The sequence below is a fragment of the Enterobacter sp. Taxon_2 genome, assembly GCF_058355295.1.
Map to the genome: position 1 here is coordinate 4242370 of NZ_CM178024.1, position 13275 is coordinate 4255644.

Consider the following 13275-nt stretch of genomic DNA (forward strand, 5'->3'; position numbering starts at 1 on the left):
ATGCTATGGTGCGTTCACCTTAACATACTGAATCTGTTTACCGTGTGCTGGTTTCTCTATCTTGTCCGAACCGCTGATAACGCACTCTACACCGGGATCACCACCGATGTGGCGCGGCGTTTTTTACAACATCAAACGGGGAAAGGGGCAAAAGCACTGCGAGGGAAAGGGGAATTACAGCTCGCCTTTTCGGCGCCCGTCGGTGACCGATCGCTGGCGCTCAGGCTGGAATACCGCATCAAACAGCTGACGAAGCGCCAGAAAGAGCGCCTCGTGACCGGAGACGGCTCCTTTGAGGCGCTACGCGAGAGCCTGATTAAAAGCGATTGAAATGGTCGTGGTACTCGACCAGGCCATTGACGCCGTTCAGCGCGTCGTCCGCCAGACGGTGCACCTGGAAAGCGGATTCCGTACCCGGCCAGCGGCAGCGCAGATCGTAATGCGCGGCCTGCTCAAAGCCTAAACGGCCATAGAACGCCGGATCGCCCAGCGTGACAACGGCCGCATAACCGAACTCATTGAGCGAATCCAGGCCTTCATAGACCAGCTGGCGTGCCAGCCCCAGCCCGCGATAGCTTTCATCTACCGCCAGCGGTGCCATGCCTACCCACTGCAGCTCTTCGCCCTGAACGATGACCGGACTGAAGGCAACATAGCCCACCACCTGACCTTCGTCATCGGTGGCAACCAGCCCCAGCGTAATCAGGCCGTCTTCGCGAAGGTCGTGGACCAGTTGGGCTTCGGCATCGCTCGCAAAGGCGCGGCGTAACAACGCATCGATCCCCGGCGCATCAATCCCAATTTCGACTCGAATCAGCATGGCTCACCTACTGAAGTGTGTTTACCGTCCGGCGGGGTTTTCAGCCCGGCCTCAACGAAATCTGCCATTTGCATTAACATCACGCGCAGCGCTTTCGGCATCTGCTCCAGCTCAATGGCATCCATTAAATTCTTCACGTACAGACCGAGCTCCGTGTCGCCTTCAATCACCAGACGGCGCTGGAAGAAGAGCGTATCCGGATCCTGCTTACGCGCGGCGATCATCAGCAGATCGCTGGCGTTGGCGCTAAAGCTCACATCCGCCTCGGCGGTTTCGCGGACGATCAGCTGGTCATTCTCAACGGAGGTAAACCAGCGCAGCCCGATATCACGCACCTCAATGCTCAACCAGCGCCCTTCCAGGAATTCCAGCTCGCCATCCTGCAGCGCCTGGCGGAACTGCCAGCTCAGGACCTGCTCCAGCACCTGACGTTTAAGCGCGAACGGCGCCAGCTTTACCGGCACGCTCAGCATTGATGGACCAAATTGTACGAGACGTGAACGCAGTTTATCCAGCACGAGCTTTACTCCCTGATATCTATAGTCCTGCTATTTTGCCATATCCGAAGCGCAACATAGCGGCGTAAATCAACAAACCGTCGTCCGCCGTACCTCATTATTGGTGTCATCAATACGCCATTAGCTGCCTTAAATCAAAAATTGTCGCCTATGGGTTAATTAAAATCCCAGCTCGTTAACAATTTTGCGATCGACTACATCAGGATAAATTATGGAGCTGCTCTGCCCTGCCGGAAATCTTCCGGCGCTTAAGGCGGCCATCGAAAATGGGGCCGATGCGGTCTATATCGGGCTAAAAGATGACACCAACGCCCGCCATTTTGCTGGCCTCAACTTTACGGAGAAAAAGCTTCAGGAAGCCGTTAACTTCGTTCACCAGCACCGCCGCAAATTGCATATCGCCATCAATACCTTTGCTCATCCTGACGGCTACGCCCGCTGGCAGCGCGCGGTGGATATGGCGGCACAGCTGGGTGCCGATGCGCTGATCCTGGCCGACCTCGCCATGCTTGAGTATGCGGCAGAACGCTATCCCCATATTGAGCGCCACGTCTCTGTTCAGGCATCTGCCACCAACGAAGAAGCTGTGCGTTTTTACCATCAACACTTTGACGTGGCTCGCGTGGTGCTGCCGCGCGTGCTCTCTATTCATCAGGTTAAGCAACTCGCGCGCGTCACGCCAGTGCCGCTGGAAGTTTTTGCCTTTGGCAGCCTGTGCATCATGGCCGAAGGCCGTTGCTATCTTTCCTCTTATTTAACCGGTGAATCGCCGAATACCGTCGGGGCCTGCTCCCCTGCCCGCTTTGTCCGCTGGCAGCAGACCCCTCAGGGGCTGGAATCCCGCCTGAATGAGGTGCTGATTGACCGCTATCAGGACGGTGAAAACGCCGGTTATCCCACCCTGTGTAAAGGCCGCTATCTGGTCGACGGCGAGCGCTACCACGCGCTGGAGGAGCCGACCAGCCTCAACACGCTGGAGCTGCTGCCGGAACTGCTGGCGGCCAATATTGCCTCGGTGAAAATCGAAGGTCGTCAGCGCAGCCCGGCCTATGTGAGCCAGGTGGCGAAAGTGTGGCGTCAGGCCATCGACCGCTGCATGGCGGACCCGCAGAACTATGCTCCGCAGCAGGCCTGGATGGACACGCTCGGATCGATGTCCGAAGGCACGCAAACCACGCTTGGCGCGTATCACCGTAAATGGCAGTGAGATAACCATGAAATATTCATTAGGACCGGTGCTCTACTACTGGCCAAAAGAGACGCTGGAAGATTTTTACCAACAGGCCGCCACCAGCAGCGCCGATGTGATTTACCTCGGCGAAGCGGTGTGCAGCAAGCGCCGCGCCACTAAAGTGGGCGATTGGCTGGATATGGCGAAAAGCCTGGCCGGCAGCGGCAAGCAGGTGGTGCTCTCGACGCTTGCGCTGGTGCAGGCCTCTTCTGAAGTGGGCGAGCTGAAACGCTACGTAGAGAACGGCGAGTTCCTGCTGGAAGCGAGCGATCTCGGCGTGGTGAATATGTGCGCCGAACGCAAGCTACCGTTTGTCGCGGGCCATGCTCTGAACTGCTATAACGCCGTGACCCTGCGCCTGCTGCTCAAACAGGGGATGACGCGCTGGTGCATGCCGGTGGAGCTCTCCCGCGACTGGCTGGCTAACCTGCTGAACCAGTGCGACGAGCTGGGCATTCGCAATCAGTTTGAAGTGGAAGTGCTGAGCTACGGGCATCTGCCGCTGGCCTATTCTGCCCGCTGCTTTACCGCGCGCTCGGAAGACCGTCCGAAAGACGAGTGCGAAACCTGCTGCATTAAGTACCCAAACGGGCGCAGCATGCTGTCGCAGGAGAACCAGCAGGTGTTTGTTCTCAACGGTATTCAGACCATGAGCGGCTATGTCTATAACCTCGGCAACGAGCTGGCGTCGATGGACGGGCTGGTAGATATGGTGCGCCTGTCGCCGCTGGATACCGGCGTGTTTGCGATGCTGGATGCCTTCCGCGCCAACGAAAACGGCGCCGCTCCGCTGCCGCTGACGGCAAACAGCGACTGCAACGGCTACTGGAAGCGTCTGGCCGGGCTGGAATTGCAGGCGTAAAAAAGGCTCACTTTGTTAACAACGGTTATCATTTTTTAATGCAGTATTAAAGATTGACCGTCGACAAAGTGAGCTGGTATGACTGACAAAACTATTCCGTTTTCGGTGCTGGATCTGGCGCCGATCCCACAAGGCTCCTCGGCAAGAGAAGCCTTTTCGCACTCCCTCGATCTCGCTCAGTTGGCCGAAAAACGTGGCTATCACCGCTACTGGCTGGCCGAGCACCACAACATGGTGGGCATTGCCAGCGCCGCCACCTCGGTACTGATTGGTTATCTGGCGGCAAATACCACCACTCTGCACCTGGGCTCCGGCGGCGTGATGCTGCCGAACCACGCCCCGCTGGTGATCGCCGAGCAGTTCGGCACGCTGAATACCCTCTATCCGGGCCGTATCGATTTGGGGCTTGGCCGTGCGCCTGGCAGCGACCAGCCAACGATGCGCGCCCTACGTCGCCATATGAGCGGCGATATCGATAACTTCCCGCGCGACGTGGCAGAGCTGGTGGACTGGTTCGACGCGCGCGATCCGAACCCGCACGTGCGCCCGGTACCGGGTTACGGCGAGAAGATCCCGGTATGGCTGTTGGGATCAAGCCTCTACAGCGCACAGCTGGCCGCCCAGCTGGGGCTGCCGTTTGCGTTTGCCTCGCACTTCGCGCCGGATATGCTGCATCAGGCGCTGCATCTTTACCGCACGCACTTCAAACCGTCCGCGCGTCTGGAGAAACCGTACGCGATGGTGTGCATCAACATCATTGCCGCCGACAGCAATCGCGACGCGGAATTCCTGTTCACCTCTATGCAGCAGGCGTTTGTGAAGCTGCGCCGCGGTGAGACGGGCCAGCTTCCGCCGCCGGTGGAGAATATGCATCAGCTGTGGTCAGCGTCAGAGCAGTATGGCGTTCAGCAGGCGCTGAGCATGTCGCTGGTAGGCGATAAAGCGAAAGTGCGTCACGGGCTGGAGGCGGTGCTGCGCGAAACGCAGGCGGATGAAATTATGGTTAACGGCCAGATTTTCGATCACCAGGCGCGATTGCATTCGTTTGAGCTGGCGATGCAGGTGAAAGAGGAGCTGGTGGGGTAGTTTTTTGCCGGATGGCGGCTTCGCCTTATCCGGCCTACGCGATCCCTGTAGGCCCGGTAAGCGCAGCGCCACCGGGCTTTCTGTTTATTGATACACAGGCAGCAGGTTAAAACTCGACAGCACGTGGACCAGCGCATTGCCAGCACCGAACACCAGAATCAGCGCAATCATCGGCTTACCGCCCCAGACGCGGAATTTCGGGCTGCCGAAGCGTTTACGTGATTTACGCGCCAGCAGTGCGGGCACTATTGCCGCCCAGATGGTGGCCGCCAGTCCGGCATAGCCGATGGCGTACAGGAAGCCGTTCGGCCACAGCAGGCCACCCACAATCGGCGGCAGGAAGGTCAGCAGCGCGGTTTTGTAACGCCCTATCGCAGAATCATCAAAGCCAAACAGATCCGCCAGGTAGTCAAACAGGCCCAGGGTTACGCCGAGGAAAGAGCTCGCCACCGCAAAGTTAGAGAAAATAACCAGCAGCAAATCCAGGCTGCGGCTGTTCAGCACGCCGCTCAGGGCCTGCACCAGCACGTCGATGTTACCGCCCTTCTGGGCAATGCCGATAAACTCCGGGCGCGGGATGTTGCCCATCGTCCCGAGCAGCCAGATGACGTACAGCCCCAGCGCCAGCAGCGTGCCGTAGACCAGACACTTCACAATGGTGCGCGGATCTTTGCCGTAGTACTTCATCAGGCTCGGCACGTTGCCGTGGTAGCCGAACGACGCCAGACAGAACGGTAGCGTCATCAGCAGATACGGCGTATAGGAGGTATTCACTTCGGCAACGTTAAACAGCGTGGCGGGCGTCACGTGCCCCAGCAGGCTGCCGAAGGTCAGGAAGAAGGTGATGACCTTCGCGCCCAGTACGATTGCCGTCATCCGGCTTACCGCTTTGGTACTCATCCAGACGATAAACGCCACGCCCAGCGCAAAGCACAGCCCGGCCAAACGCGCCGGAACGTTCAGCGACATCTCAGAGAAGGTGTGATGCAGAATCGAACCGCTCGCCGAGATATACGCGTAGGTCAGGATATAGAGCACAAAGGCGATGGACAGCCCGTTAACCAGGTTCCAGCCTTTGCCCAGCAGATCTTTGGTGATGGTGTCGAAGCTGGAGCCAATGCGGTAGTTCAGGTTTGCTTCGAGGATCATCAGCCCGGAATGGAGCATACAGAACCAGGTAAAGACCAGCGCAGCCAGCGACCAGAAGAACCACGCACCGGACATGACCACGGGCAGGGAGAACATCCCGGCACCTATAATGGTTCCGCCGATGATCACCACGCCGCCAAGCAGCGAAGGTGACGTTTGGGTGGTGGTTAGTGTCGCCATACAGCCTTTTCTCCAGTCAATCATGCGGTTCTGCATTTTAATGTGACGCACTGTACCAGTACAAGAGTACAAAGGGAATAAAAAAAGCCCCGATAGCATATATCGGGGCTGTATATTTTACTTTACGTCAGAAGCGTAAGGCTTACGCGTCACCGAAACGACGACGGCTGGTACCTTCTTCACGACGCGGGCCACGGTTTTCGCGGCGCTCGCCGGAGAAACGACGACCTTCACCACCGCGACCTTCGCTGCGGCCGCCTTCACGACGCTCGCCGCCGAAGCTGCGACCACCGCCACGACGTTCGCCGCCACGGTCAGGACGTGGCTGTGCATCGCCCAGCAGCTGCATGTTCATCGGCTTGTTCAGGATGCGGGTACGCGTAAAGTGCTGCAGCACTTCGCCCGGCATGCCTTTTGGCAGCTCGATGGTAGAGTGGGATGCGAACAGCTTGATGTTACCGATGTAACGGCTGCTGATGTCGCCTTCGTTAGCGATCGCGCCAACGATGTGACGAACTTCAACGCCATCGTCACGGCCCACTTCAATGCGGTACAGCTCCATATCACCTGCGTCGCGACGTTCACGACGTGGACGGTCTTCACCACCACGCTCTGGACGGTCACCACGTGGGCCACGATCGTTACGGTCGCCACGACGTTCGAAACGATCGTCACGGTCGCGGAATTCACGCTTAGGACGCATCGGCGCATCTGGTGGCACGATCAGGCTACGTTCACCCTGAGCCATTTTCAGCAGTGCTGCAGCCAGGGTTTCCATATCCAGCTCTTCGCCTTCAGCAACAGGCTGAATCTGCGACAGCAGCGCGCGGTACTGATCCAGATCGCTGCTTTCCAGCTGCTGCTGTACTTTGGCGGCGAATTTTTCCAGACGGCGTTTGCCCAGCAGCTCTGCGTTTGGCAGGTCCGCTTCTGGAATAGTCAGCTTCATGGTACGTTCGATGTTACGCAGCAGACGACGCTCGCGGTTCTCAACGAACAGCAGTGCACGGCCAGCACGACCCGCACGACCGGTACGGCCGATACGGTGAACGTAAGACTCGGAATCCATCGGGATGTCGTAGTTAACAACCAGGCTGATACGCTCAACGTCCAGACCACGTGCTGCCACGTCGGTGGCAATCAGGATATCCAGACGACCGTCTTTCAGACGCTCCAGAGTCTGCTCACGCAGGGCCTGGTTCATGTCACCGTTCAGCGCTGCGCTGTTGTAGCCGCTACGCTCCAGGGCTTCAGCCACTTCCAGGGTCGCGTTTTTGGTACGAACGAAGATAATCGCCGCATCAAAATCTTCCGCTTCCAGGAAACGTACCAGCGCTTCGTTTTTACGCATGCCGTACACAGACCAGTAGCTCTGGCTGATATCCGGGCGAGTGGTTACGCTGGACTGAATACGCACTTCCTGCGGCTCTTTCATGAAGCGGCGGGTAATGCGACGGATAGCTTCCGGCATGGTTGCAGAGAACAGCGCGGTCTGATGACCGTCCGGGATCTGCGCCATGATGGTTTCAACGTCTTCGATGAAGCCCATACGCAGCATTTCATCTGCTTCATCCAGTACCAGACCGCTCAGTTTAGAGAGGTCCAGGGTACCGCGCTTCAGGTGATCCAGCAGACGGCCCGGCGTACCGACAACAATCTGTGGGCCCTGGCGCAGGGCGCGTAACTGCACGTCATAACGCTGGCCGCCGTACAGGGCAACCACGTTTACGCCGCGCATATGTTTAGAGAATTCCGTCATGGCTTCTGCAACCTGAACAGCCAGTTCACGGGTTGGAGCCAGAACGAGGATCTGCGGTGCACGCTGGTCCGGATCAATGTTGTTCAGCAGCGGCAGCGAGAATGCTGCAGTTTTACCGCTACCAGTCTGGGCCATGCCCAGCACGTCACGACCAGAAAGCAGGTGTGGGATACACTCAGCCTGGATCGGAGATGGTTTTTCGTAACCCAGATCGTTAAGGGCTTCAAGGATAGGAGCCTTCAGGCCCAGATCTGCAAAAGTGGTTTCGAATTCAGCCATGTAGTACGAGTGCCTCAATGTCAATGGCGGCCAGTCTACTTAGCTCATCGTGAAAATGATTAGCAATTTTCATTGAAAAGTGTGAACCGGCTCAAAGTAGGTGTATTGACGAACAACAACGCCCTCACCAGTTAAGGTGATGGCAATCAAAAGATTACGGGCTGATGTTTATGTCGTCAGCTATTGCTGGTCCGATTCTGCCAGGTCGTCATGCTCCTGGCCCAAGAGCGATAATTCCAACAATGCATAACGGTGCTCAACGAAGTTGTGTACGTTGTTAGCAACCGCTAATTTGAACAGTGCCGTAGCGCTGTCCATATCCCCCAGACTTAGGTAGTACTTACCTAAATAGAAGTTGGTTTCACTGAGATGCTCAGCGAGCGAGGTGTTATCCGTTGCGTCCGCCTTGAGGCGTTCCATCAGCGTTGCTTCGCTAATGTTGCCCAGGTAGAACTCGACAATGTTCCATCCCCACTGTTCCTTGTCCGATTTATCGAAGCGCTGTTTCAGTGCTTCTTTTGCCTGCTTCTCATCGAGCTTCCGCTCAACGATGTAAAGCCACAGGCTACGGAAAGGATCATTAGGATCGTCTTGATAAAACGCCAGCAGATCATCTTGCGCTAACTTATCACGACCGCCGTAATACAATGCGATACCGCGATTCAAGTGCGCGTAGTTGTAAGTTGGATCAAGCTCAAGTACAGAATCAAACGCTTCATAGGCAGCATCAAAATTGCCTGCCTGCGTTAAATAAATGCCTAAGTAATTGAATACTTCAGGCATATCAGGTCGGATAGCCAGCGCTTGTGAAAAATCATTCCGCGCCAATGCCCTCAGACCGAGACTATCATACAACACTCCGCGCTCATATAAAAGCTGTGCGCGTTCTTCATCGGTTAAAGCCCGACTGGCAAGTATTTGTTCCATGCGTGCCAGGATCACTTCCTGCTGCAAAGTCGGTTGCAATGGCACTGCGAGGACTTCGCTCTTACGCCAGGCAGAGTTGCTGCATCCTGCCAGCGTTAAAGCTGTCGCAACGAAACACCAGCGCAAAAAAGGCTTCATTTCCCACTCCCGAAGACAACTATTGGATGAACGTCCTGTCCCCCGGCGGCTTAACAAGGCGTCCTGCCTGATAATAGGCCCTCCGCAAAGCGGAGGGCAAATGGCAACTTACTCGCCTTGCTGTTCTGCTGCCTGTGCTTCTGGCGCAGCAGCTGGCTGAGACTGCTCGGTTGCTTCTTTAATGCTCAGACGGATACGGCCCTGGCGATCAACTTCCAGAACTTTCACCGGTACTTCCTGACCCATCTGCAGGTAATCAGTCACTTTCTCAACGCGCTTGTCAGCGATCTGAGAGATGTGAACCAGACCTTCTTTACCGCCACCGATGGCAACGAACGCGCCAAAGTCAACGATACGGGTCACTTTACCTGCATAGACACGGCCCACTTCGATTTCTGCAGTAATTTCTTCGATGCGACGGATCGCGAATTTCGCTTTCTCGCCGTCGGTTGCTGCGATCTTCACAGTACCGTCATCTTCGATTTCGATGGTGGTGCCAGTCTCTTCGGTCAGCGCACGGATTACGGAACCGCCCTTACCGATAACATCTTTGATCTTGTCTGGATTGATCTTGATGGTGTGGATACGTGGAGCGAACTGAGAAATGTCGCCACGCGGCGCGTTAATCGCCTGTTCCATCACGCCCAGGATGTGCAGACGCGCACCTTTAGCCTGGTTCAGAGCAACCTGCATGATCTCTTTGGTGATACCTTCAATTTTGATATCCATCTGCAGTGCAGAGATACCTTCGCGGGAACCCGCTACTTTGAAGTCCATATCGCCCAGGTGGTCTTCGTCACCCAGAATGTCAGACAGAACAACGAAGTTGTCGCCTTCTTTCACCAGGCCCATTGCGATACCCGCAACGGCGGCTTTGATTGGCACGCCTGCATCCATCAGCGCCAGAGAGGCACCACACACGGAAGCCATGGAAGAGGAACCGTTGGATTCGGTGATTTCAGACACTACACGTACGGTGTACGGGAATTTGTCTGCTTCTGGCATGACTGCCAGTACGCCGCGCTTCGCCAGACGACCGTGACCAATTTCACGACGCTTCGGCGAGCCAACCATACCGGTTTCGCCTACGGAGTACGGAGGGAAGTTGTAGTGGAACAGGAAGCTGTCAGTGCGCTCGCCCATCAGTTCGTCGATGATCTGCGCATCACGTGCAGTACCCAGGGTCGCGGTAACCAGCGCCTGCGTTTCGCCACGGGTGAACAGCGCGGAACCGTGAGTACGTGGCAGAACGCCAGTACGCACATCCAGACCACGGATCATGTCTTTTTCGCGGCCATCGATACGCGGCTCGCCTGCCAGTACGCGGCTACGAACAACGTTTTTCTCGATAGCGTGCAGGATGTCGCTCAGCTCATTAGCGTCCAGCGTTTCATCTTCCGCAACCAGGGTCGCGATAGTTTCAGACTTGATCACGTCAACCTGAGCGTAACGCTCCTGTTTGTCAGTGATGCGATATGCATCGCTCAGACGAGATTCTGCCAGTGCAGCAACGCGTGCGTTCAGCGCGTCGTTTGCCGCTTCTGGCTGCCAGTCCCAACGTGGTTTACCGGCTTCTTTCACCAGGTCGTTGATGTTCTGGATAACGATCTGCTGCTGGTCGTGGCCAAATACCACAGCGCCCAGCATCTGGTCTTCGCTCAGCAGTTCAGCTTCGGATTCAACCATCAGTACAGCCGCTTCAGTACCCGCAACCACCAGGTCCAGCTTACTTTCTTTCAGCTCTTCCTGGGTTGGGTTCAGCACGTACTGGTCGTTGATGTAGCCAACGCGCGCGGCACCGATTGGACCATTGAATGGAATACCAGACAGTGACAGAGCAGCGGACGCACCGATCATCGCTACGATGTCCGGGTTAACCTGCGGGTTAACGGAAACAACGGTCGCGATAACCTGTACTTCGTTAACGAAGCCTTCCGGGAACAGTGGACGAACCGGGCGGTCAATCAGACGCGCAATCAGGGTTTCGCCTTCGCTTGGACGGCCTTCACGACGGAAGAAACCACCCGGGATTTTACCGGCAGCGTAGGTACGCTCCTGGTAGTTAACGGTCAGCGGGAAGAAGTCCTGACCTGGTTTAGCTTTTTTCTGGCCAACAACGGTAACGAATACCGCAGTGTCATCCATGCTTACCATAACGGCAGCAGTAGCCTGACGAGCCATCATGCCGGTTTCCAGCGTGACGGTATGTTGACCATACTGGAATTTACGAACGATCGGATTCAGCAAAGTTCTGTCCTTTCTTAAATGTTTGACAGCACACCACCGGTGTGCTGTCGATTTAACCCGACCTTCTTCGCATCCTCGCGACTAATGACAACCAACACCCCCATGGGTGAAGCCTCTCATTAGCCGCGCGAACCTCTGCAATGAAGATCATTTATAGCAACAATACAATAGTTTCCAGTGAATTGCTGCCGTCTGGTTGAAAAAAGGGGCCATCAGGCCCCCTTTTCTGAAACTCGCAAGACTTAGCGACGCAGACCCAGACGCTCGATCAGCGCGGTGTAGCGTGCAACATCTTTACGTTTCAGGTAGTCGAGCAGTTTACGACGCTGAGAAACCATACGCAGCAGACCACGACGGCTGTGGTGATCTTTTTTGTGCTCTGCAAAGTGACCCTGCAGGTGGTTAATCTGTGCAGTCAGCAGTGCAACCTGAACTTCGGTAGAACCGCTGTCGTTAGTACCACGACCAAACTCAGAAACGATTTTAGCTTTAGCTTCAACGCTTAGAGACATTTTCAAACTCCAAAGTATAAAGAATGTAAGGATGCCGATCTCTAATTCAGCGACCCCATGTACGCCCCGCAGATTGTTAAACAATTTACCAGGCGTTAAGCGGCGATATTCTACTCGTCTCCCCTGCTTATCGCAAGGTGAGCCGTCATCACCGTCATGCTTCGATCGGATACTCGACGACCAGACGACGCGGCGCAACGCGCCCCTCACCATCCATTTCGCCCATACCGATGAATTTCCCTTCGTCGCCTTCGGTCACGCGTACCAGTCCTTCCAGCGGCGCTTCCGCCGTACGAACCGGGTTGCCGTTCTTAAAGTAAACGGAGGATGTTAAAGGAAGATTAACAACCGGGAAGTCCGCTGCCGGACTGTCCATCGGCATCAGCAATGGATCCAGCAAATCTGCCGGCGCGATCCCCTGCACTTCCGCCTGTTCTACCAGCTCGCGCAGTTGCTCCAGGGTCACCATCCGCTCTACCGGGTACTTGCTCACCGCCAGACGGCGCAGGTAAATCACATGTGCGCCGCAGCCCAGCTTTTCACCGAGGTCGTCGATGATGGTGCGAATATAGGTCCCTTTCGAACAGTGCACTTCCAGCTCCAGCTCATCACCTTCGTGGCGAATAAACAGCAGCTCATACACGGTTATCGGACGGGCTTCACGCGGGACGTCAATGCCCTGGCGCGCATATTCGTAGAGTTTTTTTCCCTGATACTTCAGCGCCGAATACATCGACGGCACCTGCATCGTGTCCCCACGGAAGCTCTCCAGCGCAGCATCAAGCTGTTCCGCGCTGAAGGTCACCGGACGCTCTTCTACCACCTGGCCATCCGCGTCGGAGGTATCCGTGCGCTGGCCCAGCTTAGCGATAACGCGGTAGCGCTTATCGGAGTCGAGCAGGTACTGGGAAAACTTTGTCGCCTCTCCCAGGCAGACCGGCAGCATGCCGGTTGCCAGCGGATCAAGCGCGCCGGTGTGGCCCGCACGGTTGGCGTTATAAATACGCTTAACTTTTTGCAGCACGTCGTTGCTGGAAGCGCCCTGGGGTTTATCCAGCAGCAGCACACCATGCACGTCGCGACCACGACGACGAGGACGACTCATCAGTCCTCCTTGCTGTCGTCCGCCGGGTTAACACGACGCTCATCGTCATGTTTAACCACGCTGGTCACCAGGTTGGACATACGCATACCTTCGACCAGCGAGTTGTCGTAGAAGAAGGTCAGTTCAGGCACGATACGCAGGCGCATCGCTTTGCCAAGCAGGGAGCGGATAAAACCAGAGGCTTCCTGCAGCGCTTTAATGCCGTTTTTCACTGCCGCTTCGTCCTGATCGTTCAGGAAGGTGACGAACACTTTGGCATAGGCCAGGTCACGGGACATTTCCACACCGGAAACGGTGGTCATCATGCCGACGCGTGGGTCTTTGATTTCACGTTGCAGAATGAGTGCGATCTCTTTCTGCATTTCCTGCGCTACGCGCTGAGGGCGACCAAATTCTTTCGCCATAATAAATTCTCCAGACAAAAAAGGGGCTAAAGCCCCTTTTTGAAATTATTGCCGGGTG

14 protein-coding genes are annotated in these 13275 nt (G+C 56.1%); 4 read left to right on the top strand and 10 right to left on the bottom strand.

Annotation, left to right across the window (positions count from 1 at the left end):
* The gene (locus AC4IC4_RS20145) at positions 1-330 is read left to right on the top strand and encodes a GIY-YIG nuclease family protein (protein ID WP_008501484.1); all 330 of its coding nucleotides are present in this window, start codon (positions 1-3) and stop codon (positions 328-330) included.
* Here the strand turns inward: AC4IC4_RS20145 and AC4IC4_RS20150 are convergent.
* On the bottom strand, positions 317-820 hold the full coding sequence (locus AC4IC4_RS20150; RefSeq protein ID WP_491471798.1) for a GNAT family N-acetyltransferase: 504 nt from the start codon (positions 818-820) through the stop codon (positions 317-319). The genes AC4IC4_RS20145 and AC4IC4_RS20150 overlap by 14 nt on opposite strands.
* Entirely contained in the window at positions 814-1338 is a 525-nt protein-coding gene (ubiT, locus tag AC4IC4_RS20155) for a ubiquinone anaerobic biosynthesis accessory factor UbiT (RefSeq protein ID WP_024906374.1), read from the bottom strand. Before ubiT ends, AC4IC4_RS20150 begins: the two co-directional genes overlap by 7 nt.
* 211 nt (positions 1339-1549) lie before the next feature.
* Here ubiT and ubiU point away from each other — a divergent pair, with 211 nt between their 5' ends.
* From ubiU to AC4IC4_RS20170, 3 genes are all read left to right on the top strand, one after another.
* Positions 1550-2545 carry a ubiquinone anaerobic biosynthesis protein UbiU gene (gene ubiU / locus AC4IC4_RS20160; RefSeq protein ID WP_473712473.1) on the top strand — a complete coding sequence of 332 codons (996 nt, stop codon included), beginning with the start codon at positions 1550-1552 and terminating at the stop codon, positions 2543-2545.
* Positions 2546-2552: 7 nt separating this feature from the next.
* Complete coding sequence (locus tag AC4IC4_RS20165; protein ID WP_491471799.1) at positions 2553-3431, top strand: U32 family peptidase; 879 nt, start codon at positions 2553-2555, stop codon at positions 3429-3431.
* 78 nt (positions 3432-3509) lie between these two features.
* Positions 3510-4517 carry a luciferase-like monooxygenase gene (locus AC4IC4_RS20170; protein WP_491471800.1) on the top strand — a complete coding sequence of 336 codons (1008 nt, stop codon included), beginning with the start codon at positions 3510-3512 and terminating at the stop codon, positions 4515-4517.
* An 84-nt stretch (positions 4518-4601) separates the two neighbouring features.
* Here AC4IC4_RS20170 and mtr read toward each other — a convergent pair whose 3' ends face one another.
* From mtr to rbfA, 8 genes are all read right to left on the bottom strand, one after another.
* A complete protein-coding gene (gene mtr / locus AC4IC4_RS20175; RefSeq protein ID WP_491471801.1) occupies positions 4602-5846 on the bottom strand; it encodes a tryptophan permease in 1245 nt (414 codons plus the stop codon).
* A gap of 142 nt (positions 5847-5988) precedes the next feature.
* Positions 5989-7884, bottom strand: a complete 1896-nt coding sequence (locus AC4IC4_RS20180) for a DEAD/DEAH family ATP-dependent RNA helicase (RefSeq protein ID WP_491471802.1) — start codon at positions 7882-7884, stop codon at positions 5989-5991.
* Positions 7877-7957, bottom strand: coding sequence for a protein YrbN (gene yrbN, locus AC4IC4_RS20185; protein WP_100122156.1), 81 nt, complete (start codon positions 7955-7957; stop codon positions 7877-7879). Before yrbN ends, AC4IC4_RS20180 begins: the two co-directional genes overlap by 8 nt.
* A gap of 107 nt (positions 7958-8064) precedes the next feature.
* Positions 8065-8949 carry a lipoprotein NlpI gene (gene nlpI / locus AC4IC4_RS20190; protein WP_023309331.1) on the bottom strand — a complete coding sequence of 295 codons (885 nt, stop codon included), beginning with the start codon at positions 8947-8949 and terminating at the stop codon, positions 8065-8067.
* Positions 8950-9057: 108 nt separating this feature from the next.
* Positions 9058-11196: a polyribonucleotide nucleotidyltransferase gene (gene pnp / locus AC4IC4_RS20195; RefSeq protein WP_024906369.1), complete on the bottom strand. Its 2139-nt coding sequence runs from the start codon at positions 11194-11196 to the stop codon at positions 9058-9060.
* A gap of 242 nt (positions 11197-11438) precedes the next feature.
* Positions 11439-11708 (bottom strand): 30S ribosomal protein S15, encoded by a 270-nt coding sequence (rpsO, locus tag AC4IC4_RS20200; RefSeq protein WP_003861789.1) that lies wholly within the window; start codon positions 11706-11708, stop codon positions 11439-11441.
* Between the two features lie 154 nt (positions 11709-11862).
* The gene (truB, locus tag AC4IC4_RS20205) at positions 11863-12813 is read right to left on the bottom strand and encodes a tRNA pseudouridine(55) synthase TruB (RefSeq protein WP_048992082.1); all 951 of its coding nucleotides are present in this window, start codon (positions 12811-12813) and stop codon (positions 11863-11865) included.
* Complete coding sequence (gene rbfA, locus AC4IC4_RS20210) at positions 12813-13217, bottom strand: 30S ribosome-binding factor RbfA (RefSeq protein ID WP_003024988.1); 405 nt, start codon at positions 13215-13217, stop codon at positions 12813-12815. Before rbfA ends, truB begins: the two co-directional genes overlap by 1 nt.
* Positions 13218-13275: the final 58 nt, after the last annotated feature.

Bases quoted from the DNA above. Each gene is read 5' to 3' on its own strand.
- AC4IC4_RS20180 (WP_491471802.1), bottom strand. From the start codon at position 7,884: ATGGCTGAATTCGAAACCACTTTTGCAGATCTGGGCCTGAAGGCTCCT.
- ubiU (WP_473712473.1), top strand. From the start codon at position 1,550: ATGGAGCTGCTCTGCCCTGCCGGAAATCTTCCGGCGCTTAAGGCGGCC.
- nlpI (WP_023309331.1), bottom strand. From the start codon at position 8,949: ATGAAGCCTTTTTTGCGCTGGTGTTTCGTTGCGACAGCTTTAACGCTG.
- AC4IC4_RS20145 (WP_008501484.1), top strand. From the start codon at position 1: ATGCTATGGTGCGTTCACCTTAACATACTGAATCTGTTTACCGTGTGC.
- truB (WP_048992082.1), bottom strand. From the start codon at position 12,813: ATGAGTCGTCCTCGTCGTCGTGGTCGCGACGTGCATGGTGTGCTGCTG.
- AC4IC4_RS20165 (WP_491471799.1), top strand. From the start codon at position 2,553: ATGAAATATTCATTAGGACCGGTGCTCTACTACTGGCCAAAAGAGACG.
- rpsO (WP_003861789.1), bottom strand. From the start codon at position 11,708: ATGTCTCTAAGCGTTGAAGCTAAAGCTAAAATCGTTTCTGAGTTTGGT.
- yrbN (WP_100122156.1), bottom strand. From the start codon at position 7,957: ATGAAAATTGCTAATCATTTTCACGATGAGCTAAGTAGACTGGCCGCC.
- AC4IC4_RS20150 (WP_491471798.1), bottom strand. From the start codon at position 820: ATGCTGATTCGAGTCGAAATTGGGATTGATGCGCCGGGGATCGATGCG.
- mtr (WP_491471801.1), bottom strand. From the start codon at position 5,846: ATGGCGACACTAACCACCACCCAAACGTCACCTTCGCTGCTTGGCGGC.
- AC4IC4_RS20170 (WP_491471800.1), top strand. From the start codon at position 3,510: ATGACTGACAAAACTATTCCGTTTTCGGTGCTGGATCTGGCGCCGATC.
- rbfA (WP_003024988.1), bottom strand. From the start codon at position 13,217: ATGGCGAAAGAATTTGGTCGCCCTCAGCGCGTAGCGCAGGAAATGCAG.